Raw genomic sequence first — 17,092 nt, 5'->3', positions numbered from 1 at the left:
AAGCTTTGCGGCATCCTCAGCATCATTTTTTATCTTAAACTGCCTTCAATCTAAACCAAATACTTACATAATCACCCTTAAGATGTGGAATATGTAAGCCGGCATATTTTAAGCGATCTCCTCTCATTGTAGCGACAATTCCGTCAGGTCCTTCAATTTGATACGTTAATGTATCATCAATACCGCTAAGCTTGAGTAGCTCTGGTGCAGGATTAGGTTTTGCCAATTCACGGAAAAAGAACACAAGTGCTTCTGTTTTGTCGCTTGACACAAACATCCATGCTGTCTCATTTCCTTTAAACGGACTGCGGAGACGATATAAATCTCCCTGCTGAACTAGTGAACGAATTTGCTTATACATTTCAATTTGCTTCTTCACTTCTGCTTTCTCATCTTCAGTAAACTTCGTTAAATCTAACTCATAGCCGAAGTTACCAGACATTGCTACGTCACCGCGCATTCTCAGCGAAGTTTCTCTGCCTACCTGATGATTTGGAACTGCTGACACATGAGCGCCAATCGTGCTAACAGGATAAATTAAGCTCGTTCCGTACTGAATTTTTAGTCTTTCTACAGCATCCGTATTGTCGCTCGTCCATGTTTGCGGCATATAATAAAGCATACCTGGATCAAAGCGCCCTCCGCCGCTTGAGCAGCTTTCAAATAAAATATGAGGAAATGCAGTCGTTATTCGTTCAAGCAGCTCATATAAGCCTAGTACATAACGATGGGCAATTTCTTGCTGGTGCTCAGGTGAAGCAACACAAGATCCGATTTCCGTCAATCCTCTGTTCATATCCCATTTTACATAGGCAATTGGGACTTCATGAAATATTTTAGAGAGTGCATCGTATAAGTAATCTCTTACTTCTTGGCGAGATAGATCTAATACTAGCTGCCAGCGTGCTTCTGTACGGCGTCGCCCTTCAACATGCAGACACCAATCAGGATGCTGACGATATAAATCACTGTTTGGTGAAATCATCTCTGGTTCCACCCACAAGCCAAACTTCAGGCCAAGCGAATTTATTTGTTGTGCTAAGTCTTTCAAACCATTCGGCAGCTTACGGCGATCTTCAACCCAATCACCAAGTGAGCAATTATCGCTGTCCCGTTGTCCGAACCATCCATCATCGAGTACAAATAGTTCGATGCCTAACTCCGCACCTGCCTGTGCAATTTGCAAAATTTTATCAGCCGTAAAATTAAAGTAAGTCGCTTCCCAGTTATTAACAAGTATTGGACGTTCACGATCACGATGAATGCCGCGACAAAGCCGTTTACGATATAGACGATGATAAATGCGCGACATTCCGCCAAGTCCCTCGGCTGAATAAACTAAAACTGCCTCTGGAGTTTGAAACGACTGCCCGGCCTCCAACATCCAAGCAAAATCGAATGGATTAAGTCCAATTGCCATTCGTACAGTTCCAAATGCATCAACCTCCGCCTCAGCATGGAAATTGCCGCTGTATACTAAATTCATAGCATACACTTCACCGTAATCCTCATCAGCTTCTGGACTAACAATTGCAGCAAACGGATTATGCTGATGGCTGCTCACCCCTCTGCGGCTGCCCAGGTTTGTTCCTCCTGGTCCAAGCGGTCGACGCTGCAAATGCGCTTCTCTACTCCAATGACCCGCCAAATAAAGCAAATCATAATTACTTTTGCCAAAAAGATCAACACTTGCACTTAAAGCTCTAAGCAGCTTGAGCGAGCTGTTTCCATTGTTGAAAAACTTTGCTGAACGTGTAATCGCTCCGCTATTAAAAATCGTATATTGTAAAGCTACGGTAAGACCGCAATATGGATCTTGCAGCTCCAAAATTAATGTTGATGCTTCATTATCTGATTCTGTATAGACGTGAGGCAATCCATCAAGCGCAGGCTTCCCTGCAATAATCGTATATGACTTGTAACGAAGCTCTGTAATTCTGCTGCCATCTGTAAGTTGAACTTGATAAGCAGGAGAGCGAAAATCGCCAGATCCATACTGAGGATACTCTTGCGGTGTCGTATCAAGAAACACTTTTTCGGTAAAAGGGGCTAATTTCTCTAGATTGCTATCGTGATGAAGTCGCCGTCCCCAATATGCATGGACGGGATATCCGTCAATAATTTGAATAACATAACTAACGTCTCCAGCCTGCAAATGAAAAATTTGCTTTTCTTCATTAATATAAATTGCCACCTTATCGTCCCCCCATCATCATTCCCATTTTACTTAGTCGTTCTTCTGACAATGATAATATAGAACGTTTTCAATAACAATAGTTTTTTTATTTTTGTTAGCATAACTTTAGAAGTTTAAAATAACTATTATAAATTTTGTTATGGTGATCTATCTAAAAAAGAGAGGGTTCCCCTCTCTTAATAGTCTATAGTTTATTGTTCTTCCATATGTTCTTCTTTTTTCTCTTCCTCAGCACGACTTGCCATAAAGCTATCCAATAGAGCGCGAGCTTCATCGGTCGTTTTCGTTTGCATCAGCATATTTCTTAGCTCACTTGCACCGCGAAACCCTTTCACATAAATTTTAAAGAAGCGCTGAAGTGCTGACATCGAGCGTGGAAGCAGCTCCGCATATTGATCCTGAAGGTCAAGCTGCAGACGCAGCAGGTCAAGATATTCTTCTATACTATGTTCACGCGGTTCTTTTTCAAAAGCAAATGGATTTTTGAATATGCCGCGACCGATCATAATTCCATCTACACCATGTTGTTTGGCAAGCGCAAGTCCTGTTTGCCGATCAGGAATATCTCCATTAATCGTAAGCAGTGTGTTAGGTGCAATCCGATCGCGCAGCTTCTTAATTTCAGGAATAAGCTCCCAATGCGCCTCGACCTGACTTAACTCTTTTCTTGTGCGCAAATGAATCGAAAGATTGGCAATATCCTGCTGCAAAATATGTGTTAACCAGCCTTCCCACTCTTCCACCTCATTAAAGCCAAGTCGCGTTTTTACGCTAACAGGCAAACCGCCCGCTTTCGCTGCTTCAATGATTTCAGCTGCAAGCTCAGGCTGCAAAATTAACCCGCTCCCTTTTCCCCGATTGGCAACATTAGGGACTGGACAACCCATATTGATGTCTATACCTTTAAATCCCAGCTCAGCCATCCCGATGCTCATTTGACGAAAATATTGCGGTTTATCACCCCATATATGAGCGACAATTGGCTGCTCATCTGGTGTAAACGTTAAGCGTCCTCTTACGCTTTTCATGCCGTCTGGATGACAGTAGCTTTCTGTATTCGTAAACTCGGTAAAAAATACATCTGGCCGCCCCGCTTTGCTGACAACATGACGAAACACAACATCCGTCACATCCTCCATCGGCGCAAGCACAAAAAACGGACGAGGTAGCTCAGTCCAGAAATTATTTGTAGTCAACGTTCAAATCCTCCTGCATAAATTCCACTCTAAATTCTCTTGCTTCATTATAATACACTATAGATTAGCTTGTACAAATTGAAGTGTACGTTCAATTACACGCTTATCTCCTTCTGCTGTAAAACCATGTCCTTCTCCTGCAAAAATGACAAGCTCTGCATGAGGATACAATTTAGCTGCTCGCTCGCTATATGCAGCTGGCACAACATCATCCTGATCTCCGTGAAGAATAAGCACTTGTTTATTATATTTACCGATATGTTCAAATGCATCATAACCATGGACAGCTTCGAAATATCCTCGGCCTATTGTCATTCCCCATAACTCATAGGTATCAGGAATACTGTCAACGGTCGGAAACCTCTTATTCCAGTCATCTGGAATGCATAGAGCAGGATATAATAAAATAAGTCCATTAATGGCATCAATTTGTTCATCTGCTACTAAAGCAGAAACAAAGCCTCCTTGACTGGCTCCAAAAAGAAAAATTCGTTCATGATCTACTTGCTCCCATTGTTTTACCGCAGCAATAACAGCCTCTAAATCTTCCTTTTCAGTAAAAATCGTCATTTCCGTCGTTAATAGATCGCTTTTTGATTGGACAGAGCCGCCGCAGAAATCATAACAGAAGGCAGCTATTCCATGTTGAGCTAACTGCTCGCAATGCTGGTTAAAACGCTCATGTGAACCATTGTATCCGTGACTGAATATAACGACAGGATACTTATGATCAACCTTAGGCAAATAAGACACTCCATATATTTTTCGCGCATGATGCTCAATCTCAACGACTTTCGTTTCAATATTAATCATAATCGCCTCCGATATAGAATGAATGTTTAGTTTTAATAACCATTAGTTCATTAGTTTCATTATAAGCAAGCGCTTCAAAAAAACATATAAAAAAATCATGCTAGCCGCTTCTCTGCAAGAAGTAAACTAACATGACTTTTAGGTTATTGCTTTTTAGCTAAATGATTTAATACTTGCTGTTCTGTCACTAAGGCTGGAATCGCCCCATATTGCTCTGTAGTTAAACCTGCAGCAATATTGGCGAACTTTAATATATCGGCAGCCTGTGTCACCTGAATATTAGAAAGTGCCTGTTCTGCTTTCGCTAATTGATACAAAATTGCACCAATAAAAGCATCGCCTGCTCCAGTAGTATCGACTGCATTTACTTTGTGCGACGGAACATAAGCACGGAAATTTTGCGCAATCCATTCAGCTCCTGCTGCACCGCGAGTATATAAAATGTGCTTTACTTTACCCTGAAATAATGATTGCAAGGCAAGAGCTTCATCCTCTATCCCTGTAATAAAGAAAAGCTCATCACTGCTAATTTTCACAAGATCGGCTAAAGGCAAAAATTCTAGTATCGTCTTGCGCAGTTCCTGCTCATCTTCCCATAAGTTAAGCCGAACATTAGGGTCAAAGCTAATAAACCCTCCTTGCTCCCAGCAATATTGTATCGCTTGTATGTGCGCTCTCTTTACAGGGGCATCAATTAAATCGACAGAGCAAAAATGTAAGATGTCATTTTTGCGAAACCATTCCTGTTTGATTTCTTCTGCTCGCAAAAACATATCAGCACTCGGCTTGCGATAAAAGGAAAACTCTCTTTGTCCATCTGCTTGCAAGCTGACAAACGCTAAAGCAGTATTTGCGACCGATGTCCGAAAAATATAAGAGGTGTCCACGCCCGTTTGCGATAAAACCTCAACAATATGATCACCAAAGGGATCCTCGCCGATTTTGCCAATAAAGCTTGCTTTCCCGCCGAGCTTAGCCACTGCACATGCAACATTCGCTGGAGCTCCGCCTGCTGCTCGCTGAAAGGTAGTTACATCCTTTAATGAACAATTAACCTCACTGGGTACAAAATCGATAAGCGCTTCACCAATTGTAAATACCGTGCTCATGTTGACCCTCCTATATCCTTAACTCCCAAATCGTTAAGGTGTCGAGATAGCATGTACCATTTGAGAACAATACCACTTTTTTTGCATCATTTGGCGGATAAATGCGAGCTGTCATTACCTTGATGCCTTGTTGCAAAAATACTTCAACCGAAGATTTATCTACAAAGACCTGCAGCTTAAGCTTGCCTTCTTCTAATTGCAAATAAGTTTGTCTTACTCCGCCTTCTCCTTCGCCGCTATGTTCACGATTCAAAGAAAAGATTTGACGTTCAGCATCGAACTCTAGAGAAGTATAGCAATCTCCTTGCTCTGATGCTCTAAGCTTTATACCGCAAGCTTTACTTTGCTGAACAGAGATTTCTGCGTGAAGCTCGTAGCAATCACCTGTAAAAGGTAAAATTAACTCGCCTTTAAGCTCGCAGGCAGCAAAAGTATAGGCTTCCCCTCTATATTTTTCAATTTCCTTAAGCGGACGAAAAATGACTTGCCCTTGCTCGTTATATAGCATTTCACGCGGCAGCGTTAATGCCCCTGCCCAATGATGCTGCTTCTCCTGAGTAACAATACGGTTATTCCATGTATCCATCCAAGCCATAATGATTCTTCTGCCCCCATCATCTAGCGTAGATTGCGGAGCATAAAAATCAAAGCCTTGATCCATTGGCGCATAGCCCTCTTTCGTAAACGTGCCATGCTCATTTAGCTTGCCCCACATATATACTGTGGAGTGGATATTGTGATAATCCAGTCCTTGTGATGGCATACGCTGCGGAGAACACATTAATATTTCTTTATCACCTAATGGAAAGAAATCAGGGCACTCCCAGTTATCGCCCATCTCTCCTTCACTTTTTTCCATAATTGATACAAAGCTCCAGTGAATTAAATCAGTAGAGGTATAAAGTAAAACTAAGCCATTACCTTGCGAATCATTGGAGCCTAACACAACATAATACGCATCGTTATAGTAAAATACTTTCGGATCTCTAAAGTCATGTTGACTTACCCCATCAGGGATTTGTTCACTTGAGATAACGGGATTCTGCGCAATTTTTGTAAAATGAATCCCATCCTCTGAAACTGCGATATTTTGTACCTGCGTATAGTCTCGATCTTTATCAGGTCCTGTAATCATATGACCTGTATACATTAAATAAAGTTTGCCATCTTTAACTATTGCACTGCCTGAAAAGCATCCGTCTCGGTCATACGGCATATCAGGCGCTAATGCTATCGGCATATACTCCCATGTAATTAAATCATCACTAACCGCATGTCCCCAATGCATTGGTCCCCATTCTGCGGCATATGGATAGTGCTGATAAAACATATGATACTTTCCATTAAACTGAACAAAGCCATTAGGATCATTTATCCAGCCTAGTTCCCCCATTAAATGATAATTCAAGCGATAGGTATTATCGATACGATGCTTATGTTTTTCAATAAATGCGTCTGCCATCTTAGTTGTATAGGTCATCTTCTTCTCCATCCTGTACCTCTTATTTTATTTGATTGAACCTTGCATTACGCCTTGAATAATGTATCGTTGTGCGAACAAATACACGATGACTACCGGCAAAATTGTTAATAGCAATGATGCCATTAACGGACCATAATCTGCTGTGTAGGTACCATAAAAGTAGAAGGTAGATAACGGCAATGTCCGTTGTTTCGCTTCTATTAACACTAATGAAGGAAGCAAAAAGTCATTCCAAATCCAAAGCACATTTAATATTGAAATCGTTACTGTTGTTGGAATAAGAACCGGCACGACAATCTTAAAGAACGTTTGAATTTTAGAGCAACCATCAATCATTGCCGCTTCCTCTAATTCAAGCGGAATACTTTTAATAAAGCCATGATAAATAAATACGGCTAGTGAAGTACCAAAGCCAATATATAAATAGATTAGAGCAGCCTTACTATTCATTAAATCCAGTGAGCCATAAATTTGCACAAGCGGAATCATAATCGCTTGAAACGGAATAATCATTGCTGCGACCATCGACATAAACATCACTTGATTTAGCCTGCTTTTGTTACGAACAAAAAAGTGTGCTGTCATTGCAGCAAACAAAGCGATTAATAACACACTGCAAACCGTAATTATTAAAGAGTTTGCAAAAGCATGAAAATAGCTCATTTTTTCAAATGCAGTAATATAGTTATCCAGATTAAATTTAGCAGGGAGCGCAAATGGTTTACTTGTAATCTCTTTATTTTGCTTAAAAGAGTTAAGCAGAATGACGAAGAAAGGTGAAATAAACAACACTAATACAACAAAAAGTAAAATGCTTTTTACTCCTGTCCAAACCTTCTTTACACTTGTTGTCATTAGGATTCCACCTCCATCTTCTTCGTAAAGTAAACCTGCAATAACGTAATCATTGCTACGATAATAAATAGAACAAATGCCTCTGCTTGACCTACCCCATAATCACGAGCTAAAAAGGCTTTATTGTATATAAACATTGAAACCAGCTCTGTACTTTTGAAAGGTCCGCCGGAAGTTAACGATAGGTTAACCTCATATACTAGAAAGGCACGCTGCAACGATAGAAAAATACAAACACTAAAAGCAGGAACCATTAACGGTAAAACTACATTTTTCATTCGTTTCCAGCCAATTGCCCCATCAATCTCAGCAGCTTCCATAACATCCTTTGGAACATTCATTAGTCCTGAAATATAAATGACCATCATATAACCAGCATATTGCCATACTGTGACAATGACTAATGCCCATAAAGCACGCTGAGGATCAGCTAGCCAAGTATTTTCAAATAGTGAAATGCCAAAGTATTTACCTGCGTTTACTATTAAATGGTTAAAAATAAACTGCCAAATAAAACCTAGCACGATACCGCCAACTAGATTTGGCACAAAAAATCCTGTCCGATATAAATTGCTTTTTCTTCGTCTAGTAAGAATATAAGCTAAGGAAAAAGCGACTAAATTAATAAAAATAACAGATGCAAAAACGTACTTTAATGTACGAGCAAAAGATTGCCAAAATGCCGTATCATAAAATACTTCGACATAATTATCAAATTTAACAAAATTATAGCTAGTAGCAATTCCGTCCCAGTCTGTAAAGGTAAGAAAAATACCGTAAAGGAACGGGATGATAATAACTGTTACAAAAATAAACGTAGTTGGACCTGTAAAAAGTAGCCTTGATTTGAGCCGATCCCATAAGCCCTTTTCAGCAATCATGTTGTATCACAATCCTTTTGTACAATGATTATAGGTAGAGGAAGGCAGGCATATTGCCTGCCTATAAATTATTTCTGCTTACTTTACGTTTTTCCAATAAGCTTCAATCTCGCTAGCAAGTGTTGCACGATCTCCTGCTTTTGCTAAGTATTTCTGCATGGATGCACCTACATTGCTCCAGTGATCCGCTGGCAAAATATTTAAGCCAATTGTTGTTTTACCATTTGCCATATAGCTTTGGATAGATTTCGCTAATGGATCTTGTGGCTCTAATTCCATATCGTTAAATGCAGGTACAATATTCGCTTCATTAATTAAGAAGTTTTGGCCGCTTGGTTCGTAAACGATCCAATTTAAGAATTGTTTTGCAGCCTCTTGTTGTTCAGGTGTGCTTTTCTCAGCATCAATTACAAGACGTTTCGTTACAGAAGTAGCGATTTGTGTGTTACCATAATCATCTGGGTTATTGCTAATCGGAACAGGAAGGAATCCGTATTGTCCATTATCATCAAATTCTTTAATATTTGGCCATGCCCAGTTCCCCATAAACCATAGACCTACTTCACCAGAAGCAATATCTTCAGGACCTTGCTCATAGGCAGCCGCTAGCGGTTGATCCTTGACATTGTTATATTCCATCATCAAATCAAACGTATCGATTAAACCATTAAATATTGGATCGTTCATTAGCTGAACAGAGCCTGCTTTTAATTGCGCGATATACTCCTCAACTTTGCTTAAGTCAGGAGATTGATTTGCATATAAGCCGTTTAGGAAATGAGCGCCTAATGACCAGTCCATCGGTGAAATATGAATTGGCTGCTTACCAATAGCTGCAATTTTTTCAAATAGAGCTTTCAGATCATCTCTTGTTTGAATTGTTGCAGGGTCAAAAGTACCGCCTACCGCTTCATCCAACACTGCTTGGTTATAAATAAACGCATAGCCTTCTACAGCTAGTGGAAAATCTAGCACTTTACCATTTACTACTGTTGTGGCGTTATCCACTGCATCAGCAACCCATTTTTCATTAGAAAGATCAAGAATGCGATCTTCAAAGCTAGGCACATCGGCTGGATCAAGCATTAGGATTGTCGCAGGATTGCCTGACGCATATAGCTGAGAAGCTTTTTCGAATGGAGATTGACCATTGCTTGTACTAATAATTTCAATGTCAATACCTGTTTCGTCTTTAAAAACCTTTACTGCATCTTCAAGTTGAGTTTGGATTTCTGATTTTGAGTTAAGGAATGTAAGTTTCACATTAGATTTGCTATTGCTTTGTGAACCAGAATTTGACTGATTCGTTGAGGAGTTACTGCTGTTGCTTGATTTCTCTGCATTATTGTTGCCTCCACAAGCTGCAAGCAGCAATAGCATAAGAATGAGTAAAAAACTTACAAATGAAAGCTTTTTGTTCATAATTCATATCCCCTTTTAATAGTAATCGCTTACAGACAAGTTCATTATATATGTCAAACGTTTGACATGTCAATCGTTTGACATATAAATTTTATAAAAAAAACCTAGCATATTTTTCGATGCTAGGCTTAACGTTTTCATATTATATTATCAACTTAAGTTGTTTCTCTTTCTATCAGCTCAACAGGCATTACGTTTACACGTTCAATTGCTTCTCCATCCATTTGTTTGCGAATTAATTCTACTGCCAGCTTGCCTATTTCATTAATTGGCTGTCTAATCGTTGTCAAACTTGGACTAATCCATGAAGTTAAATTCACATCATCATAGCCAATAATTTTAATATCTCGCGGAATATCCTTTCCGAGCATGCGACACCATTTTAATACAAAGGAAGCAATAATATCACTTGTCGCAAAAACTCCATCAATATCATTGTGCTCAACGAAAAGATTGGAAATAATTCGTTCATAAGTTTGTTGGTCAAACACGTTCATATCTGTTTGAATGGTTATAAATTCTACACCATGTTTTCTCATCGTTTGTTCAAACGCTTGGGTACGTAAATTTGCTAGCAGATCTAATTGAAGATGTCCGCAAATATGGGCAATTTTACGACAGCCTTTTGAAATTAATAACTCAGCAGCAAGCTTCCCCCCAAGCTCATTATCAGAAGCAATATAAGGAAGATCCCCTATTTTACGATCAATCGTAACAACAGGATTTTTTAATTGCGCATATTCTTCAACTTCTAACGTATGGCTGCCCATAATAATACCATCCACACGATGCCGTTTCATCATATCTATATAATCTCGTTCCTTAATTGGATCTAGCTGAGAATTGCAAAGTAAAACTTTACTGCCTTGCTCATAAGCGTAATATTCAACCGCACTAGCCAATTCGGCGAAAAATGGATGAGCTACGTTAGGGATAATTAGCCCGATAATGTTGGATTGTTTTCTTAGCAATGAACGAGCGATCTCATTAGGCTGGTAATTTAATTCATTCATCGTATCATAAACAAGTTTTCTCGTTTTCTCGCTAATATATCCTCGATTATTTAACACACGAGATACAGTAGTAACTGATACACCTGCACGCTCTGCGACATCATTAATCGTTACCATATTCCTTCTCCTTCTTTATTCCTTGTTACTAGTATAAACGATGTTCCCTAATTAAGGTAAAATATCTTAAAATTAATTTCGCTAAATTGTAAATTCTGTTTTTTTCATGATTAAACCCATTTATCATAACTAATACTACTTTATGTATAAAAAAATAATTTTAACAATTCTATTTATATTGTGATTTTTACCACAAACTTTGCTTATGAAAGCGTATATAATCAAAGTGTATCAATTCACAACTCAAGGAGGACTGTTTCATGAAAGGTTGGTTGTTTTCTGGAACTAACATTCCACTAAAGCTAATTGAAAAAGAAGATCCTAAAGCTACACCTAATCATGTTGTACTAGAAGTAAAAGCAGCAGGTTTATGTCACTCAGATGTAGCTGCATTACAAGATCCAGGCTGGATGCCACTTTTCCCAAATGGTCCAGTTATTATGGGGCATGAATGTGCAGGCGTTGTTATTGAAGTTGGTGAAGGTGTTACTGAGTTAAAAGTCGGTGATCGTGTAGGCGTTAACCCACTTGATCAAGAAACTCGTGAAGCAGCAGGATACAATTACGATGGTGGATATGCAACAAAAATACGTGTTCCTGCTAAGCAATGTGTTAAAATTCCTGATAACGTATCTTTTATCGAAGGTGCTGCTGCTACTGATGCAGGCTTAACTTCTTACCATGCATTATTCTCCATCGGTCAGGCTAAAGCTGGTATGAAAGTTGGTATTATCGGAGTTGGCGGACTAGGTCAATTCGCTGCACAAATGGCAATGATTAAAGGCTGTGAAGTCTATGCATGTGACGTTTCTGCAGAAGCAAGACAACTAGCTCAAGAAATTGGCTGTAAAAAGGTATATGAAAATGTGCTTGATATGAAAGATGATGAATGTGAGCTAATCGTTGACTTTGCTGGTTTCGGTAAAACAACATCAGATGCATTAGAAGCGATTAAACCTAAAGGAACAGTTGTTATTGTCGGAATGGGTATTTTACAATCCGAAATTAATACTTACCTAATGATTACTAAAGAAATTAAACTGCTAGGCAGTAACGGCGGTACTAATGAAGACTTAAAAGGCGTTTACGAGTGCTTCTCACTAGGCATGAAACCTCAATTGACAACAATTCCATTTGAGGAAATCGATAAAGGCTTAGAAAAGCTTAAAAACCATGAGGTAAAAGGCCGCCTTGTTGCAGTATTTGAATAAAGTTTCATACTTATTAAAAAAAAGGATCGTCATCATGGCGATCCTTTTTCTTACTGTAAAAGACATTACATGTGAGTCAATCTTATAAATAGCATAACATCGACTTTTCAATCCAATAGGAAAATGTCGACTGCGGACTAAGGCTTTCATAGGATTTCATTTTCAAATAAAGATCAATGCCGTCCGATACATCGTGCCATAAATCTGTAAACACATAATCAAACTGCCCTGCCGCTAAATGTTGTTCTGCATATTCGAAAGCATCGCCTTGGACTAGCTTAATTTTATGACCGTTTTTAAATTGCGGTAAAATATGCGTTTGAAACAAAGCGATTACATCTGGATTCACTTCAACTACTGTAACAGAGCTGACATTTTCCTTTTCAGAAACCATATATGGAAAGTAGCCTAGACCAAGACCAAACGTCAGCACATTACCATAGGCTTGCTCGATCGGCTCCTTAATCGTTTCAATTTCATTTGGTGTAACAGTCATCCAAATTCGCCCATTTTCAAGTACGGCTGGATATTTAAATTCTGTTGCAAAGAAACCGATTTGCGGCACTTGTCTGCCATCGTCCATTTGCATGATATCATTGCAGACAAAGCCTTCATATGGCTTATACGCGTCATATTTCAACTGACTTTTCCCAATCGTTACAGTCGGTAGCTTAATATTTTGATAGTACAAATTGTCCTCGTACACCTGAGTATCCAGTTGATGAATCATCTCCGCAAAGTAACTGTGAAAAATTTGCTTATCTTTAGCATCTTCAACAATATCAAGCCCTAATGAGGATGCCAGTAACGTAGCAAAGGCATACTCTGCAGATACACCGTTTGCTGTCAGTTCATCAATATCCTCTTTTGTAATCAAATCTGGCTTTAGATTTAAGTATTGGCTTAATAAAGCAAATACTCGATAATTGTTTGCTATCGTTTGCTTGTCGTGTTGCTTTATATCATTCATTGCTTCACCTGTTTCTTTGATTTCTTTCATTATACGGTTGTTCAAAAGGGAAAGCAAAGTTAGAAAGCAAAGCATCAAATGATTTGACTGCTCCACACTTAAAACTGTACGGCAAGCGACTAAACATTTCTATAAGATTATTGAGCTAATCGTGCAGCTTAAAGGCTAGGCTATGTGCGGTTAAAATAGTCCTGCCACGGATCTGCTTTGTCCGCTAGTCTGCGCAGTGCATCATGAAGCGTAATGCTGTCAGGCGCTACACTATCAAGCTCCTCCCAAAAAATCGGCATGGACACTTTAGCTCCCGACCTAGCTCTTAAAGAATAAGGAGCTACACTCGTAGCACCCCGACCATTGCGAATCCAATCAATAAAAATTTTGTCTGAGCGATTGCTCTTTCTTACATTGCTTGTATAACGATCGGGCCATTTTTGCTCCATCACCTGAGCAACACGCTTAGCAAAATCGTGGAACTGCTCCCAATTCATTCTCGCTTGAAAAGGAACAACCACATGATAGCCTTTTCCGCCACTCGTTTTTAGATAAGATCTTAAGGAAAGCTCTGCTAGCACTTCTCTCACATCCTTTGCGCCTTGCCGAACTCTGCTTATATCCATTCCTTCGTCAGGATCGAGGTCAAATACCATCATATCTGGCACTTCCAGCTCATCAATGCGACTTCCCCAAGTATGAAATTCAAGTGTACCCATTTGCGCTTCATAAATGAGCCCTGAACTATTCTCGATATAAAAATATTCCTCCGTTTCCCCACTGCCAGTTGTAATTGGAAGTGTAGCAATTCCTTTACTTTCTGCGCCTGGATGCTTTTTGTAGAAGCAGCTATGGTCGATTCCTTTCGGACAACGTACAACTGTAAGCACGCGATTACGGATATACGGCAGCATGCGTTCTGCTACTTGCGCATAATACTGAATAACATCCTTTTTTGTAAGATATGGTTCAGTGAATATAACTTTATCAGGATTAGTAATCGTTATTCCTTCGATAACCATTGCTTTTGCCTTTGAACCGGTCTTCCCGCTGTTTTCAGTCTCAGCCATTTCAAGTTCATTTAGTTGCAATTCTTGATCATGATCTCCGAAGTCCTCGCGCTGAATATCTTTGGGCTTTTTATCTATACGCAAGCCTTTAAAACTTGCTTGTCGGATAAGCTGCTCGTCTGTCCATTCTGCAAATTTCACTTCTGCAACGAGTTCAGGCTCAAGCCAAGTAAACTTTTCGTTTGCTTTAGCCTTTGGGGCATCTAGAAATGGAGAATCTTTTCTTTTTATTGAAGTAAACTCCTGCTCAAGCATTTTTTTATCCCGTTGACTCATGCCAGTCCCGACACGACCGACATAAATCAAATCATCACCGTGATATACCCCAAGCAATAAAGAGCTTATTCCGCTAGTTTTTTTATCCGTTTGCACATAACCGCCAATGACGAATTCTTGTCTGCGATCACATTTCAATTTAATCCAATCCCCATTTTTTAAGCCGCTGTAGGAAGAATCCCCCTTTTTACCGATAATCCCCTCCATTCCAGTTTGACAAGCTACCGCAAAACTTTGTTTGCCGTTGCCTCGAATATGACGACTATAATACAAATTGCTAGGAGCGTGCTGAAGCAGTTGTTCCAGCCGTTCCTTTCTTTCGACAAGACTTAAGCTTCGCAAATCAACACCATCAAGTGCGAGTAAATCAAAAATAATATATGTTAAATTTTGATCCTGCGGTTTTTTTATATAATTCTGTAATGCCTGAAAATCCGTTTTGCCCGTTTCATCCGTTACAACTAGCTCGCCATCTAAAATCATCGCTCGCCCTGCAGCCAGATCGCTTAATGCTGCTGCAATACTTGGAAAGCGGCTTGTAAAGTCATGACCATTTCTAGTAATTAAACGCACAATATTTTCTTCAATAAAAGCAACTATTCGATAACCATCGTATTTTAACTCAAACAGCCACTCGTCTCCTTCTGGAATCGTGCGAACTAATTTGGCAAGTTGTACATTAAGCTTGTTAAAGGGATTGCGCATCACTTTCCATTCCTCGCCTCGTTCTATCTCCTCCATCGTCCGACCTGTACGAATACTTCTATTAAATTGTTCAATGCCGCTCGTTAATTGAACAAATTCATCCCGCTCCTTTAATAAAAGCCAGTTGTCTCTATCTTCATCAGCCTTAGCTTTTAAGCGAATTAATGCCCATTTTCCTTTAAGCCGACGGCCATGCAAAATAAATTTCAGTTCACCTTTATGCAGTCCTTGCTCTACATTTCCTTGTGGCTCCCAAAACCCTTCATCCCACAGCATTACGACTCCGCCACCATATTGTCCTTTCGGAATCGTGCCTTCAAAATTTCGATAGGCTAATGGATGGTCTTCTACCATAACAGCTAATCGTTTGTCTTTTGTATTATAGGAAGGACCTTTAGGCACTGCCCAGCTAAGCAATACTCCTGCCCACTCTAAGCGAAAATCATAATGCTCACGAAGCGCCATATGATGCTGGACAACAAATCTCAAGCCTTGACCGGATGAATCCTCGGTTGCACCTTGCGGTTCTAAGGTAATGTCGAAGTTTCGTTTTTGGTTATATTCAGTTAACTTGGATGGCATAGTTATAAAATCACCTCGCTTGGCATGCTTCGGCTAAGTAAGCTCTTGCTTCGCTTCGGCGAAAGTACGCTCTTGCAGACGCTTTTTAACCCTGTTGCTTTCTTATTGAATTTTTATTGTCAGCATCACAGGTTTAAAGGCGTCCCACTTTCGTTTTCCAGAGCTTACTTTGCCTTCGCTTAATTTTTCTAGCTGTATTGTTTCCAGCAGACAAGGCAGTATGCAAAACTTCTCAATAATTGTAATGTACGTAAAACCAATAATTACGCTGTGCTTGGGCATATTACATAAAAAGGAGTGGATAAAATGCATACAGTTTGGAAGGGCGCGATCAGCTTTGGACTTGTGCATGTGCCTGTAAAGATGCATGCAGCAACTGAGGACAAAGACATTCATTTTCGACAACTGCATAAGGAATGTAAGATGCCAATTAGCTATGAGAAAAAATGTCCTCACTGTGATAAAGAGGTTAAGCCAGAGGATATTGTAAAAGGATTTGAATACGAAAAAGGTAAATATGTTATCGTCAATGAGGAAGAGCTCGAAGCAATAAAACCTGAATCCGCCCATACGATAAAGATTTTAGACTTTGTAAATTTAACCGATATTGATCCAATCTATTTTGAAAAGCCATATTATTTATCACCCGACATGTCAGGCTCAAATGCGTATGCACTATTAACTGAAGCGATCAAGCAAACAGGGAAAATTGGAATTGCGAAAATTTCAATACGCTCCAAATCAAATCTTGCAGCAATTCGAGTCATTGATAACTGCCTTTGTCTAGAAACAATGCATTACCCTGACGAAATACGAGCAATTAATCTTGTACCAAATTTACCACAGGCTACAGAAGTTAATGAGAAGGAGCTAGAAATGGCTAAAATGCTAGTGGAGCAATTGAGCGATACCTTTAATCCAGAAAAATATACAGATGACTATCGTGCTTCGCTATATGAATTAATTGAAGCCAAAATTGCTGGAGAAGGAATTGATGTAGTGAATGCACCTGCGCCGAATAAGGCGAACGTTATCGATCTGATGACTGCACTTAAAGCAAGTTTGGAAGCAACCAAGCCGAAGGAAACAACAGCTCCAAAACGTAAACGCAGCGCAAAAAAGAAAGAAGAAAAAATTTCATAATGGACAGTATCGTACTTTACAACTTTACGAGCATTCTGTTGCCGATATAAAAAAGTAA

Annotated in this window: 14 protein-coding genes; 2 read left to right on the top strand and 12 right to left on the bottom strand. The window is 39.5% G+C overall.

From position 1 onward, the window contains the following. Positions 1–34: 34 nt before the first annotated feature. The 9 genes from AC2TDL_RS12855 to AC2TDL_RS12815 form a co-directional block, all read right to left on the bottom strand. Positions 35–2,194 (bottom strand): alpha-galactosidase, encoded by a 2,160-nt coding sequence (locus AC2TDL_RS12855; protein ID WP_484696491.1) that lies wholly within the window; start codon positions 2,192–2,194, stop codon positions 35–37. 194 nt (positions 2,195–2,388) lie between these two features. Continuing rightward, positions 2,389–3,336 (bottom strand): tRNA dihydrouridine synthase, encoded by a 948-nt coding sequence (locus tag AC2TDL_RS12850; protein ID WP_484701171.1) that lies wholly within the window; start codon positions 3,334–3,336, stop codon positions 2,389–2,391. A 114-nt stretch (positions 3,337–3,450) separates the two neighbouring features. Next, positions 3,451–4,206, bottom strand: coding sequence for an alpha/beta hydrolase family protein (locus AC2TDL_RS12845; RefSeq protein ID WP_484696490.1), 756 nt, complete (start codon positions 4,204–4,206; stop codon positions 3,451–3,453). A 143-nt stretch (positions 4,207–4,349) separates the two neighbouring features. Then, positions 4,350–5,315: a carbohydrate kinase family protein gene (locus AC2TDL_RS12840; protein ID WP_484696489.1), complete on the bottom strand. Its 966-nt coding sequence runs from the start codon at positions 5,313–5,315 to the stop codon at positions 4,350–4,352. A gap of 10 nt (positions 5,316–5,325) precedes the next feature. Further along, the gene (locus AC2TDL_RS12835) at positions 5,326–6,795 is read right to left on the bottom strand and encodes a glycoside hydrolase family 32 protein (protein ID WP_484696488.1); all 1,470 of its coding nucleotides are present in this window, start codon (positions 6,793–6,795) and stop codon (positions 5,326–5,328) included. A 27-nt stretch (positions 6,796–6,822) separates the two neighbouring features. Next, positions 6,823–7,653, bottom strand: coding sequence for a carbohydrate ABC transporter permease (locus AC2TDL_RS12830; RefSeq protein WP_484696487.1), 831 nt, complete (start codon positions 7,651–7,653; stop codon positions 6,823–6,825). After that, positions 7,653–8,534 carry a carbohydrate ABC transporter permease gene (locus AC2TDL_RS12825; RefSeq protein ID WP_484696486.1) on the bottom strand — a complete coding sequence of 294 codons (882 nt, stop codon included), beginning with the start codon at positions 8,532–8,534 and terminating at the stop codon, positions 7,653–7,655. Before AC2TDL_RS12825 ends, AC2TDL_RS12830 begins: the two co-directional genes overlap by 1 nt. Positions 8,535–8,612: 78 nt before the next feature. Next, positions 8,613–9,956: an ABC transporter substrate-binding protein gene (locus AC2TDL_RS12820; RefSeq protein WP_484696485.1), complete on the bottom strand. Its 1,344-nt coding sequence runs from the start codon at positions 9,954–9,956 to the stop codon at positions 8,613–8,615. A gap of 155 nt (positions 9,957–10,111) precedes the next feature. Further along, a complete protein-coding gene (locus tag AC2TDL_RS12815; protein WP_484696484.1) occupies positions 10,112–11,086 on the bottom strand; it encodes a LacI family DNA-binding transcriptional regulator in 975 nt (324 codons plus the stop codon). Between the two features lie 260 nt (positions 11,087–11,346). Between AC2TDL_RS12815 and AC2TDL_RS12810 the strand changes: the two genes are divergently transcribed. Then, positions 11,347–12,297: a zinc-binding dehydrogenase gene (locus AC2TDL_RS12810; protein WP_484696483.1), complete on the top strand. Its 951-nt coding sequence runs from the start codon at positions 11,347–11,349 to the stop codon at positions 12,295–12,297. A gap of 82 nt (positions 12,298–12,379) precedes the next feature. On the opposite strand, the gene AC2TDL_RS12805 is transcribed toward AC2TDL_RS12810, so the two are convergent. From AC2TDL_RS12805 to AC2TDL_RS12795, 3 genes are all read right to left on the bottom strand, one after another. After that, a complete protein-coding gene (locus tag AC2TDL_RS12805) occupies positions 12,380–13,297 on the bottom strand; it encodes a polyamine aminopropyltransferase (protein ID WP_484696482.1) in 918 nt (305 codons plus the stop codon). A 140-nt stretch (positions 13,298–13,437) separates the two neighbouring features. Further along, the gene (gene ligD, locus AC2TDL_RS12800) at positions 13,438–15,891 is read right to left on the bottom strand and encodes a DNA ligase D (protein ID WP_484696481.1); all 2,454 of its coding nucleotides are present in this window, start codon (positions 15,889–15,891) and stop codon (positions 13,438–13,440) included. A 102-nt stretch (positions 15,892–15,993) separates the two neighbouring features. Further along, a complete protein-coding gene (locus AC2TDL_RS12795; protein WP_484696480.1) occupies positions 15,994–16,173 on the bottom strand; it encodes a hypothetical protein in 180 nt (59 codons plus the stop codon). Between the two features lie 24 nt (positions 16,174–16,197). On the opposite strand from AC2TDL_RS12795, the gene ku reads away from it, so the two are divergent. Next, the gene (gene ku / locus AC2TDL_RS12790; RefSeq protein WP_484696479.1) at positions 16,198–17,034 is read left to right on the top strand and encodes a non-homologous end joining protein Ku; all 837 of its coding nucleotides are present in this window, start codon (positions 16,198–16,200) and stop codon (positions 17,032–17,034) included. Positions 17,035–17,092 lie beyond the last annotated feature (58 nt).

This window comes from Paenibacillus sp. plas6, from assembly GCF_057221655.1.
Note: the sequence above shows the minus strand (reverse complement) of the source record. Positions and strands in the feature narration are given on the sequence as shown.

Excerpts from the sequence above, each read along its gene's own strand:
- AC2TDL_RS12850 (WP_484701171.1), bottom strand. The coding sequence starts at position 3,336 with ATGGAGGATGTGACGGATGTTGTGTTTCGTCATGTTGTCAGCAAAGCG.
- AC2TDL_RS12845 (WP_484696490.1), bottom strand. The coding sequence starts at position 4,206 with ATGATTAATATTGAAACGAAAGTCGTTGAGATTGAGCATCATGCGCGA.
- AC2TDL_RS12840 (WP_484696489.1), bottom strand. The coding sequence starts at position 5,315 with ATGAGCACGGTATTTACAATTGGTGAAGCGCTTATCGATTTTGTACCC.
- AC2TDL_RS12835 (WP_484696488.1), bottom strand. The coding sequence starts at position 6,795 with ATGACCTATACAACTAAGATGGCAGACGCATTTATTGAAAAACATAAG.
- AC2TDL_RS12830 (WP_484696487.1), bottom strand. The coding sequence starts at position 7,653 with ATGACAACAAGTGTAAAGAAGGTTTGGACAGGAGTAAAAAGCATTTTA.
- AC2TDL_RS12825 (WP_484696486.1), bottom strand. The coding sequence starts at position 8,534 with ATGATTGCTGAAAAGGGCTTATGGGATCGGCTCAAATCAAGGCTACTT.
- AC2TDL_RS12820 (WP_484696485.1), bottom strand. The coding sequence starts at position 9,956 with ATGAACAAAAAGCTTTCATTTGTAAGTTTTTTACTCATTCTTATGCTA.
- AC2TDL_RS12815 (WP_484696484.1), bottom strand. The coding sequence starts at position 11,086 with ATGGTAACGATTAATGATGTCGCAGAGCGTGCAGGTGTATCAGTTACT.
- AC2TDL_RS12810 (WP_484696483.1), top strand. The coding sequence starts at position 11,347 with ATGAAAGGTTGGTTGTTTTCTGGAACTAACATTCCACTAAAGCTAATT.
- AC2TDL_RS12805 (WP_484696482.1), bottom strand. The coding sequence starts at position 13,297 with ATGAAAGAAATCAAAGAAACAGGTGAAGCAATGAATGATATAAAGCAA.
- ligD (WP_484696481.1), bottom strand. The coding sequence starts at position 15,891 with ATGCCATCCAAGTTAACTGAATATAACCAAAAACGAAACTTCGACATT.
- AC2TDL_RS12795 (WP_484696480.1), bottom strand. The coding sequence starts at position 16,173 with ATGCCCAAGCACAGCGTAATTATTGGTTTTACGTACATTACAATTATT.
- ku (WP_484696479.1), top strand. The coding sequence starts at position 16,198 with ATGCATACAGTTTGGAAGGGCGCGATCAGCTTTGGACTTGTGCATGTG.